General features: G+C 74.0%; 18 protein-coding genes. 7 read left to right on the top strand and 11 right to left on the bottom strand.

Annotation, left to right across the window (positions count from 1 at the left end; all coding sequences use genetic code 11):
• Positions 1-43: 43 nt before the first annotated feature.
• From OG500_RS04335 to OG500_RS04315, 5 genes are all read right to left on the bottom strand, one after another.
• Complete coding sequence (locus tag OG500_RS04335) at positions 44-2,356, bottom strand: RICIN domain-containing protein (protein ID WP_329576716.1); 2,313 nt, start codon at positions 2,354-2,356, stop codon at positions 44-46.
• Between the two features lie 135 nt (positions 2,357-2,491).
• Positions 2,492-4,378, bottom strand: a complete 1,887-nt coding sequence (locus OG500_RS04330; RefSeq protein ID WP_329576713.1) for a DUF5107 domain-containing protein — start codon at positions 4,376-4,378, stop codon at positions 2,492-2,494.
• Entirely contained in the window at positions 4,375-5,214 is an 840-nt protein-coding gene (locus OG500_RS04325; RefSeq protein ID WP_329576710.1) for a carbohydrate ABC transporter permease, read from the bottom strand. The genes OG500_RS04330 and OG500_RS04325 overlap by 4 nt, the downstream gene beginning before the upstream one ends.
• Before the next feature lie 35 nt (positions 5,215-5,249).
• On the bottom strand, positions 5,250-6,215 hold the full coding sequence (locus tag OG500_RS04320) for a carbohydrate ABC transporter permease (RefSeq protein ID WP_329576708.1): 966 nt from the start codon (positions 6,213-6,215) through the stop codon (positions 5,250-5,252).
• Positions 6,216-6,219: 4 nt separating this feature from the next.
• Entirely contained in the window at positions 6,220-7,524 is a 1,305-nt protein-coding gene (locus OG500_RS04315) for an ABC transporter substrate-binding protein (RefSeq protein ID WP_329576706.1), read from the bottom strand.
• 279 nt (positions 7,525-7,803) lie between these two features.
• On the opposite strand from OG500_RS04315, the gene OG500_RS04310 reads away from it, so the two are divergent.
• The 4 genes from OG500_RS04310 (at position 7,804) to OG500_RS04295 (ending at position 13,475) form a co-directional block, all read left to right on the top strand.
• The gene (locus tag OG500_RS04310) at positions 7,804-8,808 is read left to right on the top strand and encodes a LacI family DNA-binding transcriptional regulator (protein ID WP_329576703.1); all 1,005 of its coding nucleotides are present in this window, start codon (positions 7,804-7,806) and stop codon (positions 8,806-8,808) included.
• Positions 8,809-8,850: 42 nt separating this feature from the next.
• Complete coding sequence (locus tag OG500_RS04305) at positions 8,851-11,298, top strand: glycoside hydrolase family 95 protein (protein WP_329576701.1); 2,448 nt, start codon at positions 8,851-8,853, stop codon at positions 11,296-11,298.
• 175 nt (positions 11,299-11,473) lie between these two features.
• Entirely contained in the window at positions 11,474-12,592 is a 1,119-nt protein-coding gene (gene galT / locus OG500_RS04300; protein WP_329576699.1) for a galactose-1-phosphate uridylyltransferase, read from the top strand.
• Positions 12,593-12,767: 175 nt separating this feature from the next.
• Positions 12,768-13,475 (top strand): hypothetical protein, encoded by a 708-nt coding sequence (locus OG500_RS04295; RefSeq protein ID WP_329576697.1) that lies wholly within the window; start codon positions 12,768-12,770, stop codon positions 13,473-13,475.
• Between the two features lie 22 nt (positions 13,476-13,497).
• Here OG500_RS04295 and OG500_RS04290 read toward each other — a convergent pair whose 3' ends face one another.
• Positions 13,498-13,818 carry a MazG-like family protein gene (locus tag OG500_RS04290; RefSeq protein WP_327065001.1) on the bottom strand — a complete coding sequence of 107 codons (321 nt, stop codon included), beginning with the start codon at positions 13,816-13,818 and terminating at the stop codon, positions 13,498-13,500.
• Between the two features lie 203 nt (positions 13,819-14,021).
• Here OG500_RS04290 and OG500_RS04285 point away from each other — a divergent pair, with 203 nt between their 5' ends.
• Entirely contained in the window at positions 14,022-14,558 is a 537-nt protein-coding gene (locus tag OG500_RS04285; RefSeq protein ID WP_327065000.1) for an NUDIX hydrolase family protein, read from the top strand.
• 149 nt (positions 14,559-14,707) lie between these two features.
• On the opposite strand, the gene OG500_RS04280 is transcribed toward OG500_RS04285, so the two are convergent.
• The 5 genes from OG500_RS04280 to OG500_RS04260 all read right to left on the bottom strand — a co-directional run bounded on the left by OG500_RS04280 (position 14,708) and on the right by OG500_RS04260 (position 21,287).
• Positions 14,708-16,837: a right-handed parallel beta-helix repeat-containing protein gene (locus tag OG500_RS04280; protein ID WP_329576693.1), complete on the bottom strand. Its 2,130-nt coding sequence runs from the start codon at positions 16,835-16,837 to the stop codon at positions 14,708-14,710.
• Between the two features lie 72 nt (positions 16,838-16,909).
• The gene (locus tag OG500_RS04275) at positions 16,910-18,322 is read right to left on the bottom strand and encodes an MFS transporter (RefSeq protein ID WP_329576690.1); all 1,413 of its coding nucleotides are present in this window, start codon (positions 18,320-18,322) and stop codon (positions 16,910-16,912) included.
• A 111-nt stretch (positions 18,323-18,433) separates the two neighbouring features.
• On the bottom strand, positions 18,434-19,408 hold the full coding sequence (locus OG500_RS04270; protein ID WP_327064997.1) for an SMP-30/gluconolactonase/LRE family protein: 975 nt from the start codon (positions 19,406-19,408) through the stop codon (positions 18,434-18,436).
• A gap of 5 nt (positions 19,409-19,413) precedes the next feature.
• Entirely contained in the window at positions 19,414-20,181 is a 768-nt protein-coding gene (locus tag OG500_RS04265) for an SDR family NAD(P)-dependent oxidoreductase (protein ID WP_327064996.1), read from the bottom strand.
• The gene (locus OG500_RS04260) at positions 20,178-21,287 is read right to left on the bottom strand and encodes an enolase C-terminal domain-like protein (RefSeq protein WP_329576686.1); all 1,110 of its coding nucleotides are present in this window, start codon (positions 21,285-21,287) and stop codon (positions 20,178-20,180) included. Before OG500_RS04260 ends, OG500_RS04265 begins: the two co-directional genes overlap by 4 nt.
• A 218-nt stretch (positions 21,288-21,505) precedes the next feature.
• On the opposite strand from OG500_RS04260, the gene OG500_RS04255 reads away from it, so the two are divergent.
• Positions 21,506-21,913 carry a PPOX class F420-dependent oxidoreductase gene (locus tag OG500_RS04255; protein ID WP_327064994.1) on the top strand — a complete coding sequence of 136 codons (408 nt, stop codon included), beginning with the start codon at positions 21,506-21,508 and terminating at the stop codon, positions 21,911-21,913.
• Between the two features lie 324 nt (positions 21,914-22,237).
• A complete protein-coding gene (locus OG500_RS04250; protein WP_329587408.1) occupies positions 22,238-24,493 on the top strand; it encodes an AfsR/SARP family transcriptional regulator in 2,256 nt (751 codons plus the stop codon).
• The last annotated feature ends 29 nt before the right edge of the window (positions 24,494-24,522 follow it).

Below are 24,522 nucleotides of genomic sequence, written 5' to 3'. Positions count from 1 at the left end.
GCACGCGCGGGCCTGAGCGTCCGTGAGCGGGTGGGTCAGCCTGCTAACCGATCGTCCACTGCTGGAGCGCCGAGCCGGTGGCGGGCTGCTGGGTCACCGGCGAACCGTCCGAGGCCGTCGCCGTGGTGAGCAGCAGGCCGCTGTGGGTGTTGGTGAGGGTGTAGCGGCCGTCGGCCAGCCTGGCGGCCGTCCAGTGCTGGTTGGCGGCGCCGGTGCAGGGCCACTGGATCACCGGGGTGCCGGGGGTGGTGGCGCTGCTCCGGTCGTCGGCGCAGAGGCCGGACTGGGTGTTGACGAGCTGGTAGGAGCCGTCGGGCTGCTGGGTGAACTGCCAGCTCTGGTTGGCGCCTCCGTTGGGGGTCCAGGTGATCAGTCGGGTGCCCGCGGTGGTGCTGTGGCCGGGGTCGTCCAGGGCCTTGCCGGCGGCGGCCAGGGTGTGGGCGCCGTTGAGGCTGCCGGTGACCGTGCCGACCGGGGTCATGGTAAGGGTCTGCTGCGCCGCGGTGCGACCGCCGCCGACGGGGCTGCCCGTGGTGTCGCTCCAGGAGCGGGGTGCGGTGGTCTCGGCGTGGCCGCCGCCGGTCGAGGTCAGGCCGAGCACCAGGCCGCTGTAGCGGTTGACCAGGCGGTAGTTGCCGTCGGCCGCCCCGGTGGCGGAGGTGTCGGGCAGGACGAACCACTGCTGGCCGACGGTGGGGCCGCCGGTGCCGGCGGGGGTGACGGTGGGGCTGGTGCCCCAGGCACGGTCGGCGGTCGTGCCGGAGTCGACGCCGAGCAGTCCGCCGGTGGCGGCGTTGGTGATCCGGTAGGAGCCGTCCCCGTCGCTCGCGAAGGACCAGCCCTCCCGGGCCGAGCCGGTGGCGGCGGCTGCGGAGGTGGTGGCGGAGCCGTTCGCGGCCTGGGTCAGGACCCGGCCCTCTCCGCTGGCGATCCGGTAGGTCCTGGCCGGGTCGAAGGGCGCGGCGGCGGGGGCGGAGGAGTCGACCGTCACGTTGGCGTACTCACCGTCCGAACTGGCGCAGGAGATCGCGCAGTAGGAGCGGAACGACTTGCCGATGAGGGTGGAGCTGGTGAGGTTGGCGCTGTCGAGGAACCAGCGGTACCAGGAGCCGGACTGGTAGCTGCCCGAGTCGCCGGCCAGGTGCCACTGCTGGGTGGCCAGGTTGTCGGTGACGTAGAACTGCTGGGGAGCGGTGCCGGAGACCACCTCGGGCTCGCCGATGTAGAGGCCGAGGTAGGCGTCGTAGGCGATGTTCATGATGAACAGGGGCGACTTGGCCGGCAGCACCCCGGCCGCCACCTGCTGGTCGACGTTCCCGGTGTTGGCGGGGTTGTAGTCCTGGCCGACCGGCGTGTACCCGCTCGGTGCGGCGGCGGTGGCGGGGACCATGTTGCTCTCCAGGCCGCCCACGCCGGGCTGGGTCCACGCGCCGTCGTACCACTTCTGCCAGCTGCCGGGCGCCATCTTGCTGGAGATCGGGGCGCGGGCGACGTGCGCCAGGCCGCCGTTGCTGCCGCCGGCGCCGGCCTTGGGGATGATCCGCGAGCCGTAGTAGACGTAGAAGTAGCCGGAGGCGGTGTCGACGAACAGGCGCGGGTCGCCGTCGCCGTAGTCGTAGGTCTGGTTCGGGAACGCCGAGTTGTCGCCGCGCGTGGTGCTGTACGGGGAGGTGATGGCGTGGCCGGAGATGGTCCAGGTGTGGCCCTGGTCGTGGGAGACCGCGTAGTCGATGGCGTCGTAGTGCAGGCCGTCGCCGAACGGCTGGGGGGTGAACTCGTTGTGCACCAGCCCGTACCAGTCGCCGGTGTCCGGGTCGACCCAGACGCCCACCAGGTCGCAGTAGTTGGGCTGGGAGTAGCCCGAACCAGCGGGCGCGGCGGTGGAGTTGACTCCGGTGACGCTCGTGTTGCAGCGCCAGGTGGTGTCGCCGTTGCTGTCCTTGGAGTTGGCGGGGTCGACGGCGTTGCTCAGCGAGGTGTCGAGGGTGGCACCGGCGAAGTCGCTGCCGGTGTAGAAGCTCCACTGGCGCGGGTCGGTGGCGCCGTAGAGCGAGTGGGACTCCTGGAAGTAGAAGGTGCCGTCCTTGTCGAGGTACGGGCTGGCCGGGGTGTCGTCGGCGTAGCCGTAGCTGCCCGTCGAGCCGATGGTGATCGTGTAGGTGGCCGCGTGGGGTGCGGCCGAGGCCTGCGCGGCGCCCAGCAGGTTGCCGCCGGCCAGCGACAGCGCCAGGGCCGTGACCGCGCCGAGCAGCCTGCGGCGTCCCGAACCTCGGGCACTTCGCGAGCTTCGGGCACTTCGGGAGCTTCGGGCACTTCGAGGACTTCGGGCGCTTCGGGGACTTCGAGGAGCTGACACAGTGACTCCTTGTCTTCTCGGGGCCGCCGTGGGGGCGGGCCCCGGGTGTACCGGCGTCGCAGGCCGACGCCGGTCGGGTCGGGACGGGGGTCCCGACCAGCTCTTCCCCCCAGGGTGGTGCGGTCCGGTGCGGGATCAGCCCGCCGACATGCGGAAGTCGTACTGCGGCGGTACCGGTTCGCCGGGGTGGACGGCGAGCCACAGGGTGTCCAGGGACACCTCGCCCTCGCGCATGTTGTCCACCCGGATGCCCTCGGCCAGCAGCCGGCGCACCCGGTCGTCGTCACCGGCGGCGTGGGCGGCGGTGGCCTCGGCCAGCCGGATCCGGCCGTGCGCGCGGGTGGCGGCGGGCAGTGCCTCGATGAGGGCGAGGGCCGTTCGCACGCGGTCGGCCGCGAGCAGCGTGTCGAGCACCTCGATGGTCAGCTCCCGCAAGCCGGGCCGCAGTTGGTGGGCCTCGGCCATCAGGTCGGCGGCCTCCTGCGGGTCGGGGGCCAGCTGCGCCAGCGCGCGCAGTGCCCAGCAGGTCCGCCGTTCGCCCAGTGAGCGCTTGAATGCCTGCCGGGCGGCGTCGGCTTCGCCGTCGGCCAGGCGCAGCAGGCCGAGGTGGTAGAGGGCGTGCCAGTCCGGCGCGTGGTCCTCAAGGCGGCGGCGCCAGTGGGCTCCGGTGACGGGGGCGGCGGGCGGGTCGCTGACCGGCAGGGTCCCGGTGGCGAGCAGTCGGCGCCAGGGCTGCTGCTCGGCGCCGGGCGCACCGAAGGGCAGCTGCCGGGAGGCGGGCAGCTCGCCCGCTTCGGTCTCCAGGGCCGCCCAGCCCGAGCCGTCGGACAGCTGTTCCACGGGCTCGCCGAAGCCGTCCGCCGCGGTCAGCGCCTCCGCCAGCGCGGACGGCGGCACGAGGCGGTCCAGTGCCGTGCCGGCCGCTGCCCGTGCCTGCTCCCAACTGCCGTGCACGGCGGCCGGATCGGCTTCGAGCCTGCCGTACGCCTCGGTCCACGACCAGGTCTCCCCGGCGGGCAGCGGCAGGTGTTCCAGCTGGGTGCGGGCCAGGCCGGCCTGGATCTCCAGGTAACCGGTGCCCGGCCCGGAGAGCCACTCCTGCCAGTGCCGGCCGCCGGTGGCGGTGCCCCAGCAGAACAGCTTGCGACCGCGCAGCCGGTCGGTGGAGGTCTGCACGAGTCCGGTGCCGTCCCGGTCCAGGGCGGCGATCCAGCGGCGCTCGCCGTCCGGGATGTCGAGGAAGTAGTCGGCGGCGCGGGCGACCCGGCCCGGGTAGCTGCGGTCGGCGCCGTCCAGCTGGGGGAAGGGCACCCGGGTCAGGTCGCTGACGTAGTCGCAGTGGAAGGCGTGCCCGGCCGGGCCCAGCACGCGGGTGTCCGCGTCCTCGGGGACGGCGATGTTGGACCACCAGTAGACCGGGGTCGGCTGCGGCGAGGGATTGTGCAGCCGGACGTGGACGAGCAGCACCGGCGATCCGCTCGGCAGCCAGGCGTCCATCCGCAGCACGATGCGCCGCAGCCGCTCGAAGGCGTACATCCGCAGGACCGGGGTGCCGTCCGGCGCGTTCAGCCGCACGGCGTGCAGCGGCTCGCAGGTCAGCGGCCAGTGCCCGGTCATGCCGAGGTTCCACTCCACCCCGCCGGCCAGCCAGGCGTCGCGCAGTGCGAGGTTGGCGGGCTGCAGGACCGGGTTGCGGTGCAGCAGTTCGCGACCGCTCGGCCGGTGCACCAGCGACCAGAGCCGGCCGCCCAGCGAGGGCAGGAAGGTCGCGGTGAGGATCTCGTTCGCCAGGACCACGCACGGCAGTTCGCGCTCGGCGCGGACCCGGTCGTAGTCGCCCTGGCGGGTGTAGGGCAGCAGCGAGGACGGTGCGCCGTAGGCGAGGTTGCGGCGCATCTCCTCGTCCACTCCGGCGCCGCCGGCGGTGGAGGGGGACAGGCCGTGCAGGATCGGCAGCAGGCCGGCGACCGGGTCGGCCGTCCCCTCGATCCGCAGCAGGCCGGTGTGCAGGGAGGAGGTCACTTGCCGATTCCTGTCGTCATGCCCTGGATGATCCGCGTCCCCATCCAGGAGAAGAGCGCGATCATCGGGGCGAGGATGATGCAGACCCCGGCGAACATGGTGCCGTAGTCCAGGCCGTTGAACTGCTGTGCGGCGACGAACGAGGCGAGCGCCACCGGGAGGGTGACCTTGCTCTGGCTGCTCGTCAGCACGATGGCGAAGAGGGTCTCGTTCCAGCCGGTGATGAACTGCAGCAGGAACGCGGTGATCAGCCCGCCCCGGGCCACTGGGAGGACCACCTGCAGGAAGGTGCGCAGCGGCCCGGCGCCGTCCAGTACGGCCGCCTCCTCCAGCACCCCGGGGATCGAGGAGAAGAAGCCGGTGAGCAGGAAGACCGTGAAGGGCATGGCGAGGCCCACGTAGACCAGGGCGAGGCCGAGGTCGCTGTCGGTCAGGTCGACCTTGGCCAGGCCGACGAAGAGCGGCACCACCAGCACCTGGCCGGGCACGCCGAGCCCCAGCGCGAAGGTCATGGTCAGCGCGGAGGAGGTCCGCGAGCGGCGCCGGGCCAGCGCGTAGGCGCAGGGCGCGGCCAGCGCGATGGCCACCAGCGAGGAGCCGGCGGCGGTGAGCACGCTGTTGAGCGCGGCCCGGGCGAAGCCGCCCTGGCCCAGCGCGGTGCCGTAGTTGCCGAACCGCGGGAGGGTCGGCAGACCGAAGTTGTGCTTGAGGATGTCGGGGCCGCTGCGCAGCGAGGTCAGGAAGATCCACAGGAGCAGCAGCAGGTTGGCGGCGACGACGGCCCACACGACCGCCGTGCCGATGCGTACCGCCGCTGATCCGCGTCTGCTTGGCACGGGGTGGCCTTTCGTCGGGGTGGGTGGTGATCGGCTCAGTACTCGATGGGGTCGCGGCGCAGAACTCGGCGCAGCACCACGGTCACCAGCGTGACCATCAGCAGGGTGACCACCGCGGCGGCCGTCGCCATGCCCAGCCGCGGCACCGTGGCGCGCGGGAAGGCCTCCGCGTACACGTACAGGGCGGTGTTCCAACTGTCGACCGGTGGGAGTGAGTTGGTGCTGCCGCCGAAGAGCAGGATCAGCTCGAAGATCTTCACCGAGCTGACCGTCCACAGCACGGCGCAGACCGAGATCACGTCCCACGCGCAGGGCAGGGTCACATGGCGGAAGCGCTGGAAGGCACTCGCGCCGTCGAGTTCGGCGGCCTCGTAGAGGTAGTCGGGGATCTGGTCGACCGCCGCCATGATGATCGAGGTGTAGTAGCCGGTGGCCGTCCAGATCACGGTGCCCAGCACCATCGGGAACAGGTCGGCGGTCGAGAGCCACTTGGGCGGCGTGGTCACCCCGAGCAGGTGCAGCGCCTGGTTGACCGGGCCGGTGGGCGAGAAGAGGAAGCCGGCCGCGATGCCGAAGACCATGCCGTTGACCAGCGAGGGGAAGAAGAGGACGGAGCGGGCGAAGAGCCGGGCCTTCATCTCCCGCAGCACCAGGGTCAGCACGAAGCTGATCAGGAAGGTGATCGCCCCGCCGACGAACATCAGCTCCAGCGTGTTCACCAGGGAGGTGCGGAACACCGGGTCCTGGAAGAGCACTTGGTAGTTCTTCAGGCCGCGCCACTGCATGGCGCCCATGCCGTCCCACTTGTAGAGGCTGGTCCATACCGCGTAGCCGACCGGGGCGAGGAAGAGCACCGCGTAGGCGATCAGTGCGGGGGCGGTGAACGGCCAGAACATCCGGCGCTGTTGGCGCTCGTGGGGGCCGAGGCCGCGGCGCCGCGGGCGGCGGGCCTGGGTGCCGGCGCCCGGGGCCCGGGGCGGGTGCTGGATCGTGGTCGTCACCGGCTCAGCCCTGCGTCTGCCAGTACGTGGCCTGGGCGGAGCGGCACTTGGCCACGAACTGCTCGGCGCTGATGCTGCCGTGCCACAGGTCCAGGTAGTTCTGGTCGAGGACCTTGGGCGACCAGTCGCCGGCCACGCCGTCGAAGGCCAGGCGCACGCTGGGCCCGCTCAGCTGCTGCTGCGCGTCGGCGAGGGCCGCGGGGGCCGGGATGTCGGCGCGCGGGGTGAGGTTGAGCGCGGTGGTCGCCATGCCCGACAGCTCCTTCTTCTGCAGGAAGAACGCGATGAACTTCTCGGCGGCGGTGGCGTTCTTGGCCCGCTTGGGGATCGAGAAGCCGAACAGCGAGACGTCCGGGCTCTTGGCGCCGGGCGGCAGCATCGAGCCGAACTTCCAGGTGGGCGGGATCTGTTTGGCGACCTCGCCGGTGACGTAGCTGCCGTCCATGTAGAAGGCGGCCTTGCCGCTCGCCCAGTTGGTCTCCTGCGCCGGGTACTTGGTGGCGTCGTAGCCGGAGATCAGGTAGCCGCCCTTGACCAGCCGCGCCACGTCCTGCGCCGCCGTGAGCACGGCCGGGTCGTTCCAGCTCGCGCCGGACTTGTCGGCCGACAGTTTGCCGAAGTCGACGCCGGCGGCGTTCAGCAGGTAGTCGAAGTACAGCTCATTGGTCCACGGGTCCTCGCCCTCGGTGGCGACGCAGGACTTGCCCTTGGCCTTGAGCGCGTCGCAGACGCCGAGCAGCCCGGTCCAGTCGGTGGGCGGGCTCGGCATGGCCGCGGCGATGTCCGGGTCGGCGGCGTTGTAGAACATGCCGGTGGTGGCGACGTCGTACGGGATCAGGTAGCGGTTCTGGCCGGCCGGGTCCTTGGGCAGCACGTCGAGGAACTTCGCCGGGACCACCTCGGAGACCGGCACGCTCTCGCCCGGGATCTGCATGGCCAGCACGGGGGAGAGGTCCAGGGCCTGGCCGGCGGCGGCCACCGAGCCGTAGACCACGTCGTTGGACTCGTCCCACAGGTCGGGCGCCTGGTTGGCGGCGATCGCCGGGCCGATCTTCTTGGCGATGTCGCGACCGGTCCAGTTGACGGTGACCTTGATGCCGGTGGACGCGGTGAAGTCGGCGATCGCGCTCTTCAGCACCTGCGCCTGCGGCTCGTCGGAGCGCCACATCGACCAGTAGGTGAAGCCGCCCCCGCTGCCGCCGCCCGCTGCGCCGCCCGAGCCACTGCCGCAGGCCGTCAGCCCCAGTACCAGCGCGGTCGCCACGGCCGCACCGGCCACCCGGGTGGCCGGCATCGTCGTTCTGCCCATCAGTGTGTCCTCTCCGAGGCGCGAGACTCGCGCAGAGCCGCCGCCGGCGGGCCCCGTCCCGCGGAGTCGCCGACTGGGTCGGAAACGTAGTGCGCATTTGACCGATAAAACAAGAGGGAGGTTGCAAAAAAGTGCGCAGCAACCGAACACGTGACGATCGAGGCGCACGTGGCCGCTGGGGAGACCAGAGCGGGGCGCAGGAGCTTGCTTGACGTGGCCGACCGCTGGGGCTACCTTGCGAGCGTCTTTGCTTAACCGGTCAAATGCGAGGGATCATCGATGGTGACGATGCAGGACGTGGCCGAGCGCGCGGGGGTCACGAAGCAGACCGTCTCCAACGTGATCACCGGACGGGTCGCGGTGCGCCCGACGACCGCGGCCCGGGTGCGGGCGGCGATCGACGAACTGGGCTACACCCCGAACCTGGTGGCCCGCTCGCTGGCCACCGGCAGCACCATGACGGTGGGCCTGTTCGTCCCCACCCTGGCCGGCTCCTTCTACGCCGAGCTGGTCGAGGAGGTCGAGGACGTGCTGGAGGCGGCCGGCTACCACCTGCTGCTGGCCACCACCCGCCTCGACGGCGAGCGGGCCCGGCGCTACCTGGCCGGGCTGACCAGCCGCTCGGTGGACGCGCTGCTGATCGCCGGCGACCAGGACCTGATCGACCACCTGCCGCTGCTGGCCGACGCCCGGTTCCCGGTGGTGCTCTGCGCCTGGGAGACCGAGGCGCCCGACCAGTTCCCGGTCGTCACCATCGACTACGAGCGGGCCGGCTACCTGGCCGGGCGCCACCTGCGCGAACTCGGCCACCAGCGGGTCGCCGTGCTGGCCAGCCCCGCGCACACCGTGCGGGTCGCCGGCTTCCGGCGCGCCTTCGCGGCCGACGGCCTCACCGTCCCCGACAGCGCCGTGCACCTCGCCCCCGAACCCACCCCGGCCGGCGGTTTCGCCGCCGCGCGCGCCGCCCTCGCCGCCGACCCGGGCGTCACCGCGCTCTTCGCCACCCACGACGTGCTCGCCCTCGGCGCCCTGGAGGCCGCCCGCGACGCCGGGCGCTCGGTCCCGGGCAACCTCTCGGTGGTGGGGCACGACGACAACGCCGAGGTGCAGCTGACCAGGCCCTCGCTGACCACCGTGTCCATCCCCAAGCGGGGGATGGCCCGGCAGGCGACCGAGCTGCTGCTGCGGGCCATCACCAAGACCGGGACGCCGTCCAACTCGGTGCAGCTGCTGCGGCCCGAGCTCATCGTGCGGGACAGCACCGGGCCGTGCCCCGGGGTCTGAGCGGCTGCCCGGCGACCCGAACTCCCCGACAGGAAAGCCCCTATGACCCTCGACCCGGCTCATCGGCAGCAGCGCCTGTGGTACCGCGGCCCGGCCCGCTCCTTCCTGGAGGCGCTGCCGCTGGGCGACGGGCGGCTCGGCGCGCTGCTGTACGGCGGCGGCGCGGCGGAGACCGTGCACCTCAACGCCGACACACTGTGGTCCGGCGGCCCAGGGCCGCGCGACCGGGCGGGCGCGGCCGACCAGTTGGCGGCGCTGCGCACGGCCGTCCTGGTGGAGCGCGACTACGCGAAGGCGGACCGGCTCGCCGAGCGGATGCAGGGCCCGTTCACGGAGGCCTTCCAGCCGCTGGCCACGCTGCGGCTGGCCTTCGGCCGCTCAGGACAGGTCGTTGAGGATCACGTTCGCGCCCTGGATCTGGACACCGCCGTCCACCGCGTCTCCTACCGCGTCGACGGGGCCGACGTGCTGCGGGAGTCCTTCGTCTGCGCCCGGACCGGCCTGTTCGTCACCAGGATCACCTCCTCGCGGCCCGGCACGCTCGGCCTCACCGCCCGCCTCACCACCCCGCACCCCGGCGCCCGCTGGTACGGCGGTGAGACCCCGGACCTCCTTGCCGTGACCGGCCGGGCGCCCGCGCACGTGGCCTTCGGTGCGGACGACCCGGCACACTACCGCGACGACGCGGGCACGGGATTCGCCGCTGGGCTGCGGGTCCTGGCCATCGGCGGTCAAGTCGATTTCTCAGGCGATGAGTTGACGGTCAGTGGTGCGGACGGGGCGGTGCTGCTGGTCGCCGTCGCCACCGGCTACCGCGGGCCCGACGCGACCCCCGTGGGCCCGGACGACGGCCCGTACCAGGACGTCCTGGCGCGGCTGGCCGCGGCCGTCGATCACCCCTACGAGCGGCTGCGCGAGGCGCACATCGCCGACCACCGGCGGCTGTTCCGCGCGATGACGCTCACCCTGGGCGACCCCGCCGACGACCTGCCCACCGACGACCTGCCCACCGACGACCTGCCCACCGACGAGCGGCTCGCCGCCGTCCGGGCGGGCGGCGATGACGTCGGTCTGACGCAGCTTCAGTTCGCCTACGGCCGCTACCTGTTGATCGCCTCCTCGCGGCCCGGTGGCCAGCCCGCGAACCTGCAGGGGATCTGGAACACCGAGGTCGCCCCGCCCTGGAACGCCAACTGGACCACCAACATCAACCTCCAGATGGCCTACTGGCCCGCCGAGACCACCGGCCTGCCCACCTGCCACCAGCCGCTGTTCGACCTGATCGCCGACCTCGCCGAGCCGGGCGCCCGCACCGCCGACACTTACTACGGCGCCGACGGCTGGACCGTGCACCACAACACCGACCTGTGGCGCGCGACCAACCCGGTCTGCGGCTCGCCGTCCTGGGCGAACTGGCCGATGGCCGCCGCCTGGCTCTGCGCCCACCTCTGGGAGCACTACCAGTTCGGCGGCGACCGGCGGTTCCTCGCCGAGCGGGCCTACCCGCTGATGCGCGGCGCCGCCCGCTTCCTGCTGGACTTCCTCACCGAGGACGGGGAAGGCCACCTGGTCACCTGCCCCTCGACCTCCCCCGAGCACCACTTCCGCCTGCCGGAGGGCACGCATGCCGGCGGCGGGCTGGCCGCCGTCTCGGCCGGGGCCGCCATGGACCACTGGCTCACCGCCGAACTCCTCGCCACCACGGCCGCCGCCGCCCGCCTGCTCGCCACCGACCACGACCTGGCCGGTCGCCTGGACGCGGCCAGGGCCCGGCTGCGCCCGCCCGCGACCGGCCCGGACGGGCGGCTGCTGGAGTGGTGGGCCGACCTGCCCGAGGAGGACCCGGGGCACCGCCACTTCTCCCACCTCTACGGCCTCTACCCCGGCAGCGCGATCGACCCGCTCACCGACCCGTCCGCTGCCCGGTCGGCCCGGCTCGCCCTGGAGCGCCGGCTGGGGAGTGTCCACGGCGGCGGGAGCACCGGCTGGAGCACGGCCTGGGCCGCCGCGCTGGCCGCCCGCCTCGGTGACGGCGAACTGGCCCACCGCGCCGTCCGCCGGCTGGCGGCCGAGTACACCGCCCCCAACCTCTTCGGCCTGCACCCGCCCGACCTCTTCCAGATCGACGGCAACCTCGGCCTGACCGCCGCGGTCGCCGAGATGCTGCTGCAGAGCCACAACGGCGTGCTGCGCCTGCTGCCCGCCCTGCCCCGGGCCTGGCCGCAGGGCCGCGTCCAGGGCCTGCGCGCCCGCGGCGGCAGCACCGTCGACCTCCGCTGGGCAGGCGGGCGCCTCGCCGCGGCCACCGTCCGCACCACCCGGGCCCAGCGCCTGACCCTGCTGCTCGCGCCCGGCACACCGCGGCCGACCGTCACCGACCACACGGGCGCGGCGGTGCGCACCGTCCCGGCCGCGTCCCCGACGGGCAACCCGTGTCTGACCGTCGACGCCACCGCCGACGCGACCTACCGGCTGACCGTGACCGGCTGAACCGGCCGCCGAGGGATCCGGCGGCCGGCACCCGCGGGCCGGCACCCGCGGGCTCGCACTCGCCGGCTCGCACCCGCGGGCTCGCGCTCGCTGGCCCGCACCCGCGGGCTCGCACCCGCCGTGGTCACCGCAACCGATTCTGTCCGCCCCCCGACGCAAGGCCGAGAGGAACGCCGTGACCAAGACGATCGCCGCCCTGGCGGACGGCCGCGAGCTGATCTACTTCGACCGGGACGGGTCGTCCGCCGCGCGGAACATCACCGACCCGCGCCCGCTCGCCCCCGTCGCGAACCTGTCCACCGTCCGCCGCGACCCGGCCACCGGGGCCTGGGTGACCATCGCGGCCCACCGCCAGTCGCGGACCTACCACCCGCCCGCCGACGAGTGCCCGCTGTGCCCCTCGGGCGACGGGCGGCGCAGCGAGATCCCGGCCGACGACTACCAGGTGGCGGTCTTCGAGAACCGTTTCCCCTCGCTGGCCATGACCGCCGCGGGGCCGCACGACGGGCTCCTCGCCGGCCCCGCCGACGGGCTGCGCACGGAGCACCCGGGCGTGGGCCGCTGCGAGGTGGTCTGCTTCACCGCCGCGCACGGCTCCTGCTTCGCCGACCTCACCCCCGACCGGGCCCGCCTCGTGCTGGACGCCTGGACCGACCGCACCGGCGCGCTGATGGCGCTGCCCGGCGTCGAACAGGTGTACTGCTTCGAGAACCGCGGCGCCGAGATCGGCGTCACCCTCGCCCACCCGCACGGCCAGATCTACGCCTTCCCCTTCACCGCGCCGCGCACCGCCCGGATGATCGAGCAGGCCGACCGGCACCGCGCCGCCACCGGCCGCAACCTCTTCGAGGACCTGCTGGACGCCGAGTGCGCCGACAAGGTCCGGGTGGTGCTGGCCGGGGAGCACTGGACGGCCTTCGTCCCCTTCGCCGCGCGCTGGCCCTACGAGGTCCACCTCTACCCGCACCGCCGGGTGCCCGACCTGACCGCGCTGACCGAGCCGGAGCGCGCCGAGTTCCCCGCGCTCTACCTGGAGTTGCTGCGCCGCTTCGACCGGCTGTTCACCGGGCCCGGGCGGCCCGCCCCGGCGGACCCGACGCCCTACATCGCCGGCTGGCACCAGGCCCCCGTCACCGGGGGGAGTGAACTCGCGCTGCACCTGGAACTGTTCACCACCCGCAGAACGGCCGACAAGCTCAAACACCTGGCCGGGGTGGAGTCGGGGATGGACGCGTTCGTCAACGACGTCACGCCCGAGGCGGCGGCCGAGCGGCTGCGCGAGGTGGCCACCTGACGCAGTCCGGCGGCGGGTTGCCCGAGCGGGCCGATTCCGATCGCGGGTGGTGACGGGAGCGGCACCCCGCGTGTACTGTGCAGAGGCTTCGTATACGTGACGAACGGCCGGTGTCCGCCGCGTCCCGCGGGCGCGCGGTGGCAGGGGGCTGGTGGAGAAGAGGGAGGGGGTCGTCATGCCCGGACGATGCTCGCCGGTCTGGCCGGATGGTCCCGAGATCAGGCTGGTCGCCGTCGGTGTGCTGCGGATCGCCGCCGGCGAACCGCTGCCCGGCACCACCGGCCCGGTGCGACCCGCACGGGCGGCCCGGGTGCTCGATCTGCTGGAGAGCTGGCTGGCCGGCCCCAGCGTCGGCGGGGCCGGGCCGCGCGAGTGCCTGCTCGCGGTGCTCGACGCCATGGCCCGCCGGTCGGCCGGCCTGGTCGTCGCCCTCCATCAGGGGAACACCGCCGCCGCCAAGGCGAGGCTGGGCGAGGCCTCGGCCGCGGCCCGGCAGACGGCCCGCGCCGACGGGGACGCCCGCCCGCCCGAGCCGGCCGCCCTCGCCCTGGTGTGGCTGGCCGTCGAGGCAGCGGCGGACGCGGCCCGGGTGGTCACCCCCGGCCCGTCGGGCCGTACCCAGCGCCGCCCGAGCGACCGCTTCACCAGCCGCTACGACGGCTTCGTCCGCGACGACCACCTGCTCGACGACACCTGCGCGCTGCTCCTCGCCATCGCCGACCTCACCACGGCCACCCTGACCTGCCTGCTGGACGAGGCTCCGGACGCGGTGCCGGGCTACCTGGACCGCTGGGGCGAGCAGTTGCTGCGGAGCACGGGCGAGCCCGCCGGTTGGGTGCCCGACCACCCGGGCGCGCTGATCGCGGGCACCGACGGCTGCTGACGGCCCGCCCGGCCGGGGCGGCTCACCCCGCCTCCAGGTCCCGGCGGCGGAGCCCCTGCACATGCTCCTCGAAGAACCACCGCGGGTCGCCGCCCATCCGGCTCAGTAGCACCAGCGCGCTCACCGCCACGTCACAGGCCTCCTTCCGTACGTCGTCCCAGGAGTGGCTCTGCCCCTTGCGGGGGTTGGCCGCGAGCGCGCCGATCACGGCCTCGGCGACCTCGCCGCACTCCTCCTGCAGCTTGAGCGCCTGCAGCACCCACCGCTCCTCCCCGGCGGGCAGGGGCGAGTGGGAATCGAGGCGTGCGGCAAGGGAGTTGATGATCTCCCAGGTGTCGTCCATGTCCGGTGATCCTGCCGGTGTTCGAACGGTTCGTTCAAGCCGGGAGGTTCTGGGCGAGTTCCGGCGTGCCCGGGGCGAAGGCGGTGATTTCGATTCCGGCCGGACCTGCGCAGGGCCCGGTCCGGGCGGGGGAGCGTCGTGCTGGGGTGGTCCGCCGGGCGGGGCGTCGACAACGGGGCAGGTGGGGAACGTACGATCAGCGAATGTCTGAAACGACGGAAACCACGCCAGGCTGGCTCGCTCCCGAGGAACTTGAGACGACGCGGGCCCGGATACCGATCCTCTACGTCGAGGCCGTGCCGGTGCGCGTCGACGACACCGGTGAGGTCACCCAGATCGGGCTGCTGCTGCGGATCGGGCCGGACGGGACGGTCAGCCGCACCCTGGTCTCCGGGCGCGTGCTGCACCACGAGCGGATCCGCGACGCGCTGCTGCGCCACCTGGAGAAGGACCTCGGCCCGGTCGCGCTGCCCCGGATCCCGGCCTCGCTGCAGCCGTTCACCGTCGCGGAGTACTTCCCGACGCTGGGCATCACCGAGTTCCACGACCCGCGCCAGCACGCGGTCTCGCTCGCCTACGTGATCCCGGTGGCCGGTGACTGCCGGCCGCGGCAGGACGCGCTCGACCTGGTCTGGTTCAGCCCCCAGGAGGCCGCCTCGTCGCTGGTGCTGCAGGAGATGCCGAACGGGCAGGGCGCCCTGCTCAAGCGCGCCCTCGCGCACGTCGGCTGCCCGACCTGAGCACCTTCCTGACCTGGGCGGGTGCCCGACCTGAGCGGCTGAGCACCCGGGCCGGCCGGGCCCCGGCCCCTTCGTGCCCCACCCTTTGCCGCACGGCAAGGGTGGGGCACGGACGTGTACGGCCGGAGGCCGGGTGCACCGGCCGCCGGTCAGCAGGCGAGCGGCTGGACGAACGCGTCGTCGGCGGCGAAGCCGGCCGCGGCCGAGCCGGCCGGGACGTTGTAGCGCAGCTGGGCGGCGGGTCCGGCGCCCGGGGTGAGGCGGGCGGTGCCGAGGGAGCGGCCCGCGACGGTGATGTCGTAGGTTCCCGCGGCGGGGTGCAGCACCAGCGAGACCGGCAGCCAGACCCCGGCGGGGTAGGCGAAGGCGGCGTCGGTCCAGCTGCCCGCGTCGGTGTAGGCGGCGTTGCCGTCGGCGGCCAGGCTGAACTGGGCGAGCGGGTTGCCGGCGGCGTCCAGCACGTGGAAGCCGACCGCCGCCGTGGTCTGGGCGGCGCGCAGCCGGGTGTCGATCCGCACGTCGCCGCCGGGCGCGGTGAACGAGCGCACCACGCTGGTGGCGCTGCTGCCCGCGGTCAGCAGCAGGGCGGCGCCGTAGCCGCCGGCCGGATCGGCGCCGGCGAGTGCGCCGGAGCCCGGACCGGTGACCGTCCAGCCGGTGGGGGCGCTGCCCGCCGGGTCGGTGTTGAAGGTGTCGGCGAGCGGCGGGGCACAGGCCGGGGCGCCGGTGTAGGCGCCGACGGGCACGGGGCCGGTGGCGGGCAGCGCGGTGCCGAAGTAGTCCTGGCCGCCGTTGCCAGCCACGCTCACGCCCGCGCCCGGCGCCGCCGAGCCCGCGCCGTACTGGTAGCCGTAGGCGTCGACCAGCTCGCGGCCGGTGAACAGCGGGGCCGCGGTGGTGGAGTTGGTGGCTCCGGCGGGGACGGGGACGTCGTAGAAGAGGTTGTGGTCGTTGATCCAGGCGGGGGCGTCGAGGGTCCATCCGACGGTGCCGGTGGAGCCGTGGCGGACCACCGCGTTGTCGGTGAAGTGCACGTCCAGAGTCGCGCTGGTGCTCTCGGTGACGATCTGCTGGCTGATGCCGTCGGCCAGGTAGAGCGTGTTGCCGTAGATCCGGCCGTTGGTCAGGGCGCCGTCGCAGACCTGGAAACCGCGGGCCCTGTCGTCGATGGAGATGTTGTAGCGGATGGTGAAGTCGCTGGTGGGGGTGTTGTACGGGCAGAGCAGGAAGAAGCCGCCCTGGTTGTCGTGCGACAGGTTGTACTGGAAGACCACGCCGTCGGTGGAGTGGTCCACGTCGTAGGCCATCCCGTCGGCGGTGGTCTGCCCGCCCGAGGTGTCGTTGTACTGGAAGACGGCGTTGACCGTGTTCGCCGTCCACATCCCGGCGTTCGGTGAGCCGGAGCGCACGTTGAAGCCCTGCAGGGTGTTGTGCTCGACCAGGGTCTGCTGGCCGGTCATCGGGGCGATGCCGTCGCCGCCGATGTCCCAGAGCAGGTTGCCGCGCACCACCAGGCCGGTCATCGGGTCCCACGGCGCGCTGCACAGGCTGTTCCAGAAGGCGGCCAGCCGGCTGGAGCGGCACCAGTTCGACCAGGTGTAGATGCCCTGGCGGTCCACCGAGTGGATCCGGTTGTCCAGGATCTGCAGCCCGGCGAAGGCGGTCGGGGTGGTGCTGCCCTGGGCCTCGACGACGATGCCGCCGGAGGCGCCGGCGTACTTGCCGGTGCCCGCCCCGCTCCTGGTGCTCGACGGCAGGGCGCCGCGCACGTCGTGGACGTCCAGCCCCTGCAGCACGATCCCGGGCAGCGTGCCGGCGTCGGCGGCGTAGACGTAGACGCCGCGCCGGGCCGTGGTGTTGTCGCCGGGGGCGGACAGCGACAGGTCGCGGACCTGCAGGTAGGACTCGCCGGAGAGCAGCACGGCCTGGGCGGCGCCGTTGGCGTTGATCGCGGGCAGCGCCCCGGTGCCGTAGGCGTCGACGGTGACGGGGGCCGCGGCGGTGCCGGAGCCCTGCGGGGCCAGGGTGCCCAGGCAGGTGGTGCCGCGGTTCAGCAGGACGGTGTCGCCGGGCTGCAGGGTCAGCGCGTTGACGTCGGCCAGGCTGTTGAACGGGGCGGCCTGGGCGCCGCTGCCGTCGGTGCTGGCCGAGCAGTCGACGTAGTACGTGCTGGGGCCCGATGCGGCCTGGGCGGCGGGGGCGGCGGGCAGCGCGAGGGCGAGCACGCCGAGGATCAGGGCGAGCGGGCGCAGCCGTGCCGGGCGGGTGCGGGGTGACACCAGGGGTCCTCCTTCACGGACCGGAGCGGTGGGGAGCGGGGAGCGGGGAGCGGGGGCCGGGATGACGGCCGGTCAGGAGCGCAGCGCGGTCAGCGGCTCGGCGGCACCCGTGGTGCTGGGGGTGGACGCGGCCGGCGAGGCGGCCGGTGTCTCGGCGGCCGTCTCCTCCAGCTCGGCACCGGTGGTGGCGAAGAACGGGAAGGCGAGCAGCACCAGCGCGCAGACCAGGTAGGCGGCGGAGAACAGGGCCACCGCGTGCAGGCTCCAGGCGCTGATCACGGTGGGGCCGAAGCCGGCGGTGACGGCGATGGCGAGGCGCCCCGCGGCCTGGCTGAAGCCGACCCCGACGCCGCGCAGCGCCGTCGGGAAGAGCTCCGCGGACCAGACCCAGGCCAGCGTGCCGGGGCCGATCCAGGTGAAGAAGGTGAAGGCGAGCCAGCAGGTGAAGACCAGGGTGTGGTTCTCCTTGCCGCCCCAGGCGAGGAGTTGGGTGGAGGCGAGGGCGCCGAGCGCGGTGGCCGCGCCGAACCAGCGGCGGTTGATCCGGTCGATCAGCAGGGCGCCGAGCAGGACGGCGGTCAGGCCCACCAGGAAGCCGTAGAGGGTGAACTGCATGGTCTGGCTCTTGTTCAGGCCGGCCGCCGCCAGGAAGAGCGGGCCCGCGATGGTGCTGACGCCGCCGCCCAGGCCGTTGGCGGCGAAGAAGAGCGCGAAGGCGAGGGTGCGGGTGCGGTAGCGGCGGCCGAACAGGGCGCGGTAGCCGCGCGGGGTCCCGGCCTTGTCCCTCGTGCCGGCCGGCTCGGCGGGGGCGGTGCGGGCCGGGGGCGTGAGGCCGAGATCCGCGTAGAGGGCCTGCGCCTCGGCCTCACGCCCCTGCGCCTGCAGCCAGCGCGGCGACTCGGGCAGCAACTGCCGGGCGGCCAGCACCAGCAGGGCCGGCACGGCCGCCAGGCCGAAGAGCCAGCGCCAGCCGTCGGGGTGGCCCTGGAGGCCGATCGCGACCCCGGCCGAGGTGATCGCGCCCAGCAGCCACATCGCGTTGGGCAGGGTCCCGGAGATCCGGCCGCGGCGGCTGCGCGGGGCGACCTCGGCCAGGAACGCGGAGCTGGTGGGGAGGTCCATGCCGACGCCGATGCCCACCAGCACGCGGGCGACGACCAGTTCGGGGACGTTGGTGACGAAGGCGGAGGCCAGCGCGGAGACCACGAAGAGCACCAGGTTGAGCACGAAGATCGCCCGGCGCCCGAAACGGTCCGTCAGGTCGCCGAAGACCAGGGCGCCGACGGCCGCGCCGACGAAGCTGGCCGCGCCGAGCACGCCCTTGTCCGCGGCGGTGAGCGCGAAGGCGGGGGTGAGGAAGACCAGGGCGCAGCTCATCACCAGCAGGTCGTAGCCGTCGACGAACTCGCCGAAGGCCACCAGGGGCGGGGCGAGTCTGCGCACGGTGCGCGCGGAGACGCGCGAGGTGGTCACGGGGGTGCTCATGGGATGGGTGCTCCTGGCGCCTGGGGGGCTTAATTTCTTTCGGAAATTTAGTAAGCCGCCGTCAGGACGACAAGGCCGCCCGCCGGATCGCCATCCGCGGCGACACGCCGTTCACACGGCGCAACACTCCATCCCCGGCAGGCCTCGGCCCGCGAAGGCGTGCGCCGGCAGGCCGGTCACGCCGGGCCGGCAGGCGAAGAGCGACCCGGCCAGCGGCTGCCCGGCGAGCTCGGTCGCGTCCAGCAGCCGGCTGGCGGTGGTGATGTAGAGCGTGTCGAGCCCCGGACCGCCGAAGGCGCAGCTGGTCACCTTGGCCACCGGCAGCGGCACCACGGCGTCGAGCGTGCCGTCGGGCCGGTAGCGGTGCACGGCCCAGCCGTTGAAGAGCGCGACCCAGACGCAGCCCTCGGCGTCGACCGCGAGTCCGTCCGGCACACCGTGCGTGAAGCGGGCCAGCGTGCCCACCCGGCGCGGCGGGCGGTGCGGGTCGGCGCAGTCGAGCACGGCGACCTCGCCGGTCGGCGTGTCGGCGTAGTAGGCCAGCCGGCCGTCCGGCGAGTGGTCCAGGCCGTTGGAGATGCTCACTCCGGCGAGCTGGAGCGTGCTGCGCCCGTCGGGGTCGACCCGGTGGAGCGCGCTGGTGCCCCGCTCGCCGGTGGTGGACATGGTGCCCACCCAGAACCGGCCGAGCGGGTCGACCCGGCCGTCGTTGAGCCGGTGCTCGGGTGAGGGCAGCGGCACCCGGGCCACCGGGGCGGTCCGCCCGTCGTCGGTCAGGTGCAGGACCTGGTCGCCGAGGGCGGCCAGCAGCCCGCCGCCGGCGTGCAGCGCGACCGCGCTGAGCGGGCCCGGCAGGTCGGGGCGGGGCACGGTGTCGGTACCGGAGTCGGCGCCGGAGTCGATGTCGGAGTCGATGCCGGCACCAGGGTCGGCGCCGGTCGCCGGAGCGAAGCGGTGCAGCCGTCCGCGCGGGATGTCGGTCCACCAGAGCACGCCGGCCCGGGAGTCCCACAGCGGTGACTCGCCGACCTCGGCGCGGGTGCGGACCACCGGCACGGCGCGGTGGGTGACGGGGGATCGGTGCACGGCGGTCACAGCTCCGGCAGCCGGGCGGTGATGCCGCCGTCCACCGGCAGGACCGCGCCGGTCACGTACGAGGCGCCGTCCCCGGCCAGGAAGGCCACCGCCTCGGCCACCTCCACGGGCCGACCGGCCCGGGCGAGCGGGTACTGGCTCAGCCGGCGCGCCAACTGCTCCTCGTCCTGCCAGAGGTGGCGGTTGCGCTCGACCGCGATGAAGCCCGGCGAGACGGCGTTGACCCGGATGCCGTGGCCGCCCCACTCGACGGCGGCGGTGCGGGTGAAGGCGAGCAGGCCGGCCTTGGCGGCGGCGTACGGGCCCATCCCCGGCGCGGCCAGGCCCGCGTGGACGGAGGCGATGTTGACCACCGCACCGGGGGCGCCCGCGGTGATCAGCGTGTCGGCGAAGGCCCGCGCGAGGCGGACGGCCGCGTGCAGGCTCACCTCGAAGGTGCGGGCCCAGCCCTCGTCGGTCACCTCGCGCAGCGGGCCGCGCTCCTCGGCGAAGGCGCAGTTGACCAGGGTGCGCGGGTGGCCCGGCAGGTCGCGGGCCGCCGCGAGCACCCGGCGCGGGGCCGCGGGGTCGGCGAGGTCCGCGACGAGGGCGGCGACGGGGGCGGGCGCTGCCGCCGTCAGGGTGTGGACGCGCGGGTCGAGGTCGACGGCCAGTACGGCGTGGCCGCGTTCGGCCAGCGCGGCGACCACGGCGCGGCCGATGCCGCCGGCGGCGCCGGTCACCACGGCGGTGCGGCCCGCGGGGGCGGGCTCACGGGTGGTCATGGGGTGCGCTCCGATTCCAGGGTGCGGGGTTCACGGGTGCGGGGTTCACGGGTGTGGGATTCACGGGTGTGGACGGTGGCGGACCAGAGCAGGGTGGCGCTCGGGTGGGCCGGGTCGAAGTCGGCGCCGAGCCCTGGGCCCTGAGGCAGCAGGAGTTCGCCGCGGGCGATCCGCTCGCCGCCGCCGACCAGGTCGGCCCGCCACGGCACCTCGCCGACCGCACTCTCCAGCAGGTCGCCGTCGAGCGCCACGGTGAGGTGGGCGCTGTGCAGCGCCGCCACCGGTCCGCTCGGGTTGTGCAGCGAGATGCGGGCCCGGCCGGCGGCGCGGGCCAGCGCGCGCACTGCCGCCGGACCGCCGGCGTGCTTGACGTCCGGCAGAAGGACGTCCAACAGGCCGTCCACGGCCGCCAGTTGAGCGGGGTCGTGGGCGAACTCGCCGCCGGCCAGCGGCAGGGCGGTGCGGGCGCGCAGCAGCCGCAGCTCGGCCGGGCGGTCGATGCCGACCCCGTCCTCCAGCCAGCCCACCCCGGCGGCGGCCAGCCCGTCCAGCAGGGCGCTGAGCGGCCCGAGCGGCAGCCGTTCGTGACAGTCGACCAGCAGGCGCGGCCCCGGCCCGATCGCGGCGCGCACCGCCTGGACCCGGCGCAGCCCGAGCCGGCCCAGCTCCCTGGTGCCGGGGACGGTGCCGGGGACGTCGAAGGGGGCGAGCTTGACCGTGTGGTGCCCGGCAGCCAGCGCGGCTTCGGCGGCGCGGGCCACCTCGGCGGGCGTCCGGCCGCCCGGCACCCGGTTGATGTTCGCGTAGAGCGGCACCGGGCGCGGGGCCGTGCCGCCGTACCAGGACCACAGCGGCCGGCCGGCCCGGCGGGCGGCCTGGTCCGCGCGTGCCTGCGCCAGACCGCCGCCGACCGTCCGTGCGGTGAAGCCGCCGGGCGGCGGCGCGCCGGCCGCCCAGGCGCGCAGCCGTTCGACGACGGCGGCCACCGGCCCGGCGTCCGAGCACTCGCCGTACCCGGTCACCCCGTCCTCGTCGGTCAGCGCCAGCACCAGCCACCGTGTCCGCTCACTCACCGCGCAGCCGTAGAGCGCCGCTTGCTGTGCCATTCCGCCCCGCCCACCAGCCGTTCCCAGTTAATTTCGAGAAGAAACTAACCGGCGTACAAGCGGCTCCGCAAGCGGTGCGCGGGCGTGCGGGAGTGCGCACGGCGCGCACCGTCCCAGACGCGCCGGGGTGCCCGGGCGTGGGGCGCGGTCCTGAACTGCCGTGGGAGATATGGTGCGTAACACCTCAAACGGACCCCTTCGAGAACGGGTGATGGACCGTGTCCGCTGAACTCTCCGACGACTTGAAGAAGTACCTCGACGAACAGCCCGCCTTCGTGACCTTGGCGACGATCCAGCCCGACGGCAGCCCCCAGCTCTCGGTCACCTGGGTCCTGCGGGACGGCAACGACCTGCTGATCTCCACCACCGTCGGCCGCCGCAAGGAGCAGAACCTGCGGCGCGACCCGCGGGCCACGGTCATGATCAACCCGCCTGCGGCGCCCTATACCTACGCCGAGGTGCGCGGCACGGTCAGCATGACCGGCGAGGGCGGGCAGGAGCTGATCAACACCCTCTCGCGGCGGTACACGGGCAAGGACTACGCGGACTTCAATCCCGCCTCGAAGGACGACGCCCCGCGCGTCGTCGTGCGCGTGACCCCGCGCAAGGTCGTCGGCTCGCTGTAGCGGCTGTCCGCCCCGGGCCCGTGCCGGCCCGTGCCCGTCGGCGAATCGTCGAATCGCCGGGCATCAACCGGCCGCACGGGCTTGCCCGTTCGGCCGCGGCCCGGGATCCCCGCGGCCTGCCCCCGGGGGGCAGCCGGCGGTGTCCGGCCGGGGTCGGAATAAGCCGTCGAAATGGTCCGGTCCGGGCAATTCCCGCGGGCCCCGGTGCCGTATTCAGGCCGCCGGCCCAGGGCGGGGCGGTCACCGTGCCGTGCGACGAGCGGCTCCGTGCGGCGGCCTGGGTGACCTGGGCGGGGTGGCCGAGTTCACCGGTCCGTGATTGTCATGGACTCACCATTGTCATCAAATCGCCATGAACCGAAACGCCGATTCGCGCCATTTGTTGACGCGGAGTTTGCGCGGCGTTTGGGGCGCTGTTCTTCGGTGATGGCCCGGCGGTATTCCTCCGGGCCCGGAGAATGGTCACCTATGGCGGGACATACGCGGATTCCAGCGGTGGCCAGGAACGAGCTTTCGTGTGTTATCCCGGGCAGTACGCTAATGACGCCCTACCGCCGGACCCACGAAATCCACAGGGTCTTCACCGCCCTGTTCCAGCCCCACCCAGGCCTCCACCACATCCCGCCGAGTACGCACACGATGCTCGCGCTCGCCGGGGATTCGCGCGCCAGGAGCAGCTTCATGGACATGCCATACCCGACCTCTGTCGAACCACAACTCAGTTTCGCCGTGCTCGGTCCGCTGTCCGTCCGGCGCGGGAGCGCGGCGCTCCCGCTCGGCTCGCCACAGCAGAGCAGATTACTCGCCCTGCTCGCCGTGCAGGCCAATCGCCCGGTCCAACGAGCCTCGCTGATCGAGGCGTTGTGGGAAGGCCGACCGCCGGCCAGTGCAGTGAACATCGTACAGACCTACGTGGCACGGCTGCGCCGACTGCTGGAACCCCAGCGCCCCTCCCGGCGGCCGTCCTGCCTGATCGTCTCCTCCGGCACCAGTTACACCCTGCGGATACCCGAGGAGCGCGTCGACGCCTTCAGATTCGAGCAACTGGTACGCCAGGCGGCCTCGTTGGCCGGTGAGGGCTGGTACGCGGAGGCCTTCGACCGGTACTGGGACGCGCTCGCGCTCTGGCGCGGCCAGGGCCCGGCCGACTGCGTGGCCGCCGGGCCCGAGGCCGAGCCGCTGGCCCGCCTCTCCCGGCTGCGCTTCACCGCCGCCCTCGCGCTGGCCGACCTCGGGCTGCCGCTGCTGCGAGCCCGCGAGGTCGCCGACACACTGGAGCCGCTGGCCCGGCTCGCCCCGCTGCACGAGGCGCTGCACGCCCGTCTCGTGCTGGCCCTGGCCGGCGCCGGGGACACCGCCGCGGCACTGGGCCGCTTCGAGGCGATCCGCCGCCGGCTCCGCGACGAGTTGGGCATCTCGCCGGGCGAGGAGCTGCGCCGGGCCCACCGGCAGGTGCTGCGGGCCCCCGAGGCGCAGGCCCCGCAGGCGCGGACCGGTGGCGAGCGGGCGCGCGAGCGCGGCCACCGGTGGAGCGGATCACCGGCTGGGCTGCCGGAGTTGATCGGCCGTCAGCACGACCTCGGCCGGCTCGCCGCGCTCTGCGGCCGCCGGCAGCTGACCACCGTCGTCGGCGCCCCGGGCTGTGGCAAGTCCGCGCTCGCACTGCGTTACGCGGCGACGGTGGGTCAGGGTGCCGGGCAGCGGGTGCTGGTGGTGGCGCTCGCCGACTGCCACGACGACGCGGCGCTGCGCGAGCGGCTGATCGCCGTCTGCGGCCCGCCCGGCCTCCCGGGCGCCACCGTGGAGGAGCGGCTGGCGGCGCTGTTCCGGGAGGGTCCCACCCTGCTGGTGCTGGACGACGCCGATCCGGTGGCCGAGGCCGCGGCGGCGCTGGCCGAACGGCTGGCGGCGCGCTGCCCGTGGGTGCGGGTGCTGGTGACCTCGCGCGAACCGCTGGGCGTGGTGGGCGAGGCGATCCATCAGGTCGAGCCGCTCGCGCTGCCGCCCGCCGAGGCCCACTCCGTCGAGCAGCTCGCCCGGATCGACTCGGTCGCGCTCTTCTGCCGCCGGGCCGAGGACGCCTGCGGGTTCCGCCTGGGGGCGGCGAACGCCACCGCCGTCGCCCAGCTGTGCCGCCTGCTGGACGGGCTCGCGCTGGCCCTGGAACTCGCCGCGGCCTGCCTGCGCACCATGCCGATCGAGGAGTTGGTGGCCGGCCTGGACGATCCGTTCATGCTGCTCACCATGGTCCGGCGCGGCGGACCGCGCCACCACCGCACGCTGCGCGCCTGCCTGGAGTGGAGCTTCGCTCGGCTGAGCGCCGACGAACGGGCGGTGCTGGCGCGGCTGGCCGAGCAGCGCGAGCCGGTCAGCTACCGCGAGGTGATGCTCCGCTGCGCCGGCGTGCCGGTCCCGGCCGCCGACCTGCCGGCGGTGGTCAACCGGCTGGTGGACCGGTCGCTGGTGGCGGTGGACCGGGTGGCGGGGCAGGCCCGCTACCGGGTCCTGGGCACGATCGGGGCCTTCGCCCGGGCGGCGGGCGCGGAGCTGGCCGAGAGCGCGCCCGCCCGCGGAGTCTGACCGGCACCCCGCTGGTGCACCGCCCCGCA

Source organism: Kitasatospora sp. NBC_01250, assembly GCF_036226465.1.
Taxonomy (GTDB): domain Bacteria; phylum Actinomycetota; class Actinomycetes; order Streptomycetales; family Streptomycetaceae; genus Kitasatospora.
The sequence above is the reverse complement of the archived record's forward strand: the minus strand, read 5'-3'. Positions and strand labels throughout refer to the sequence as shown.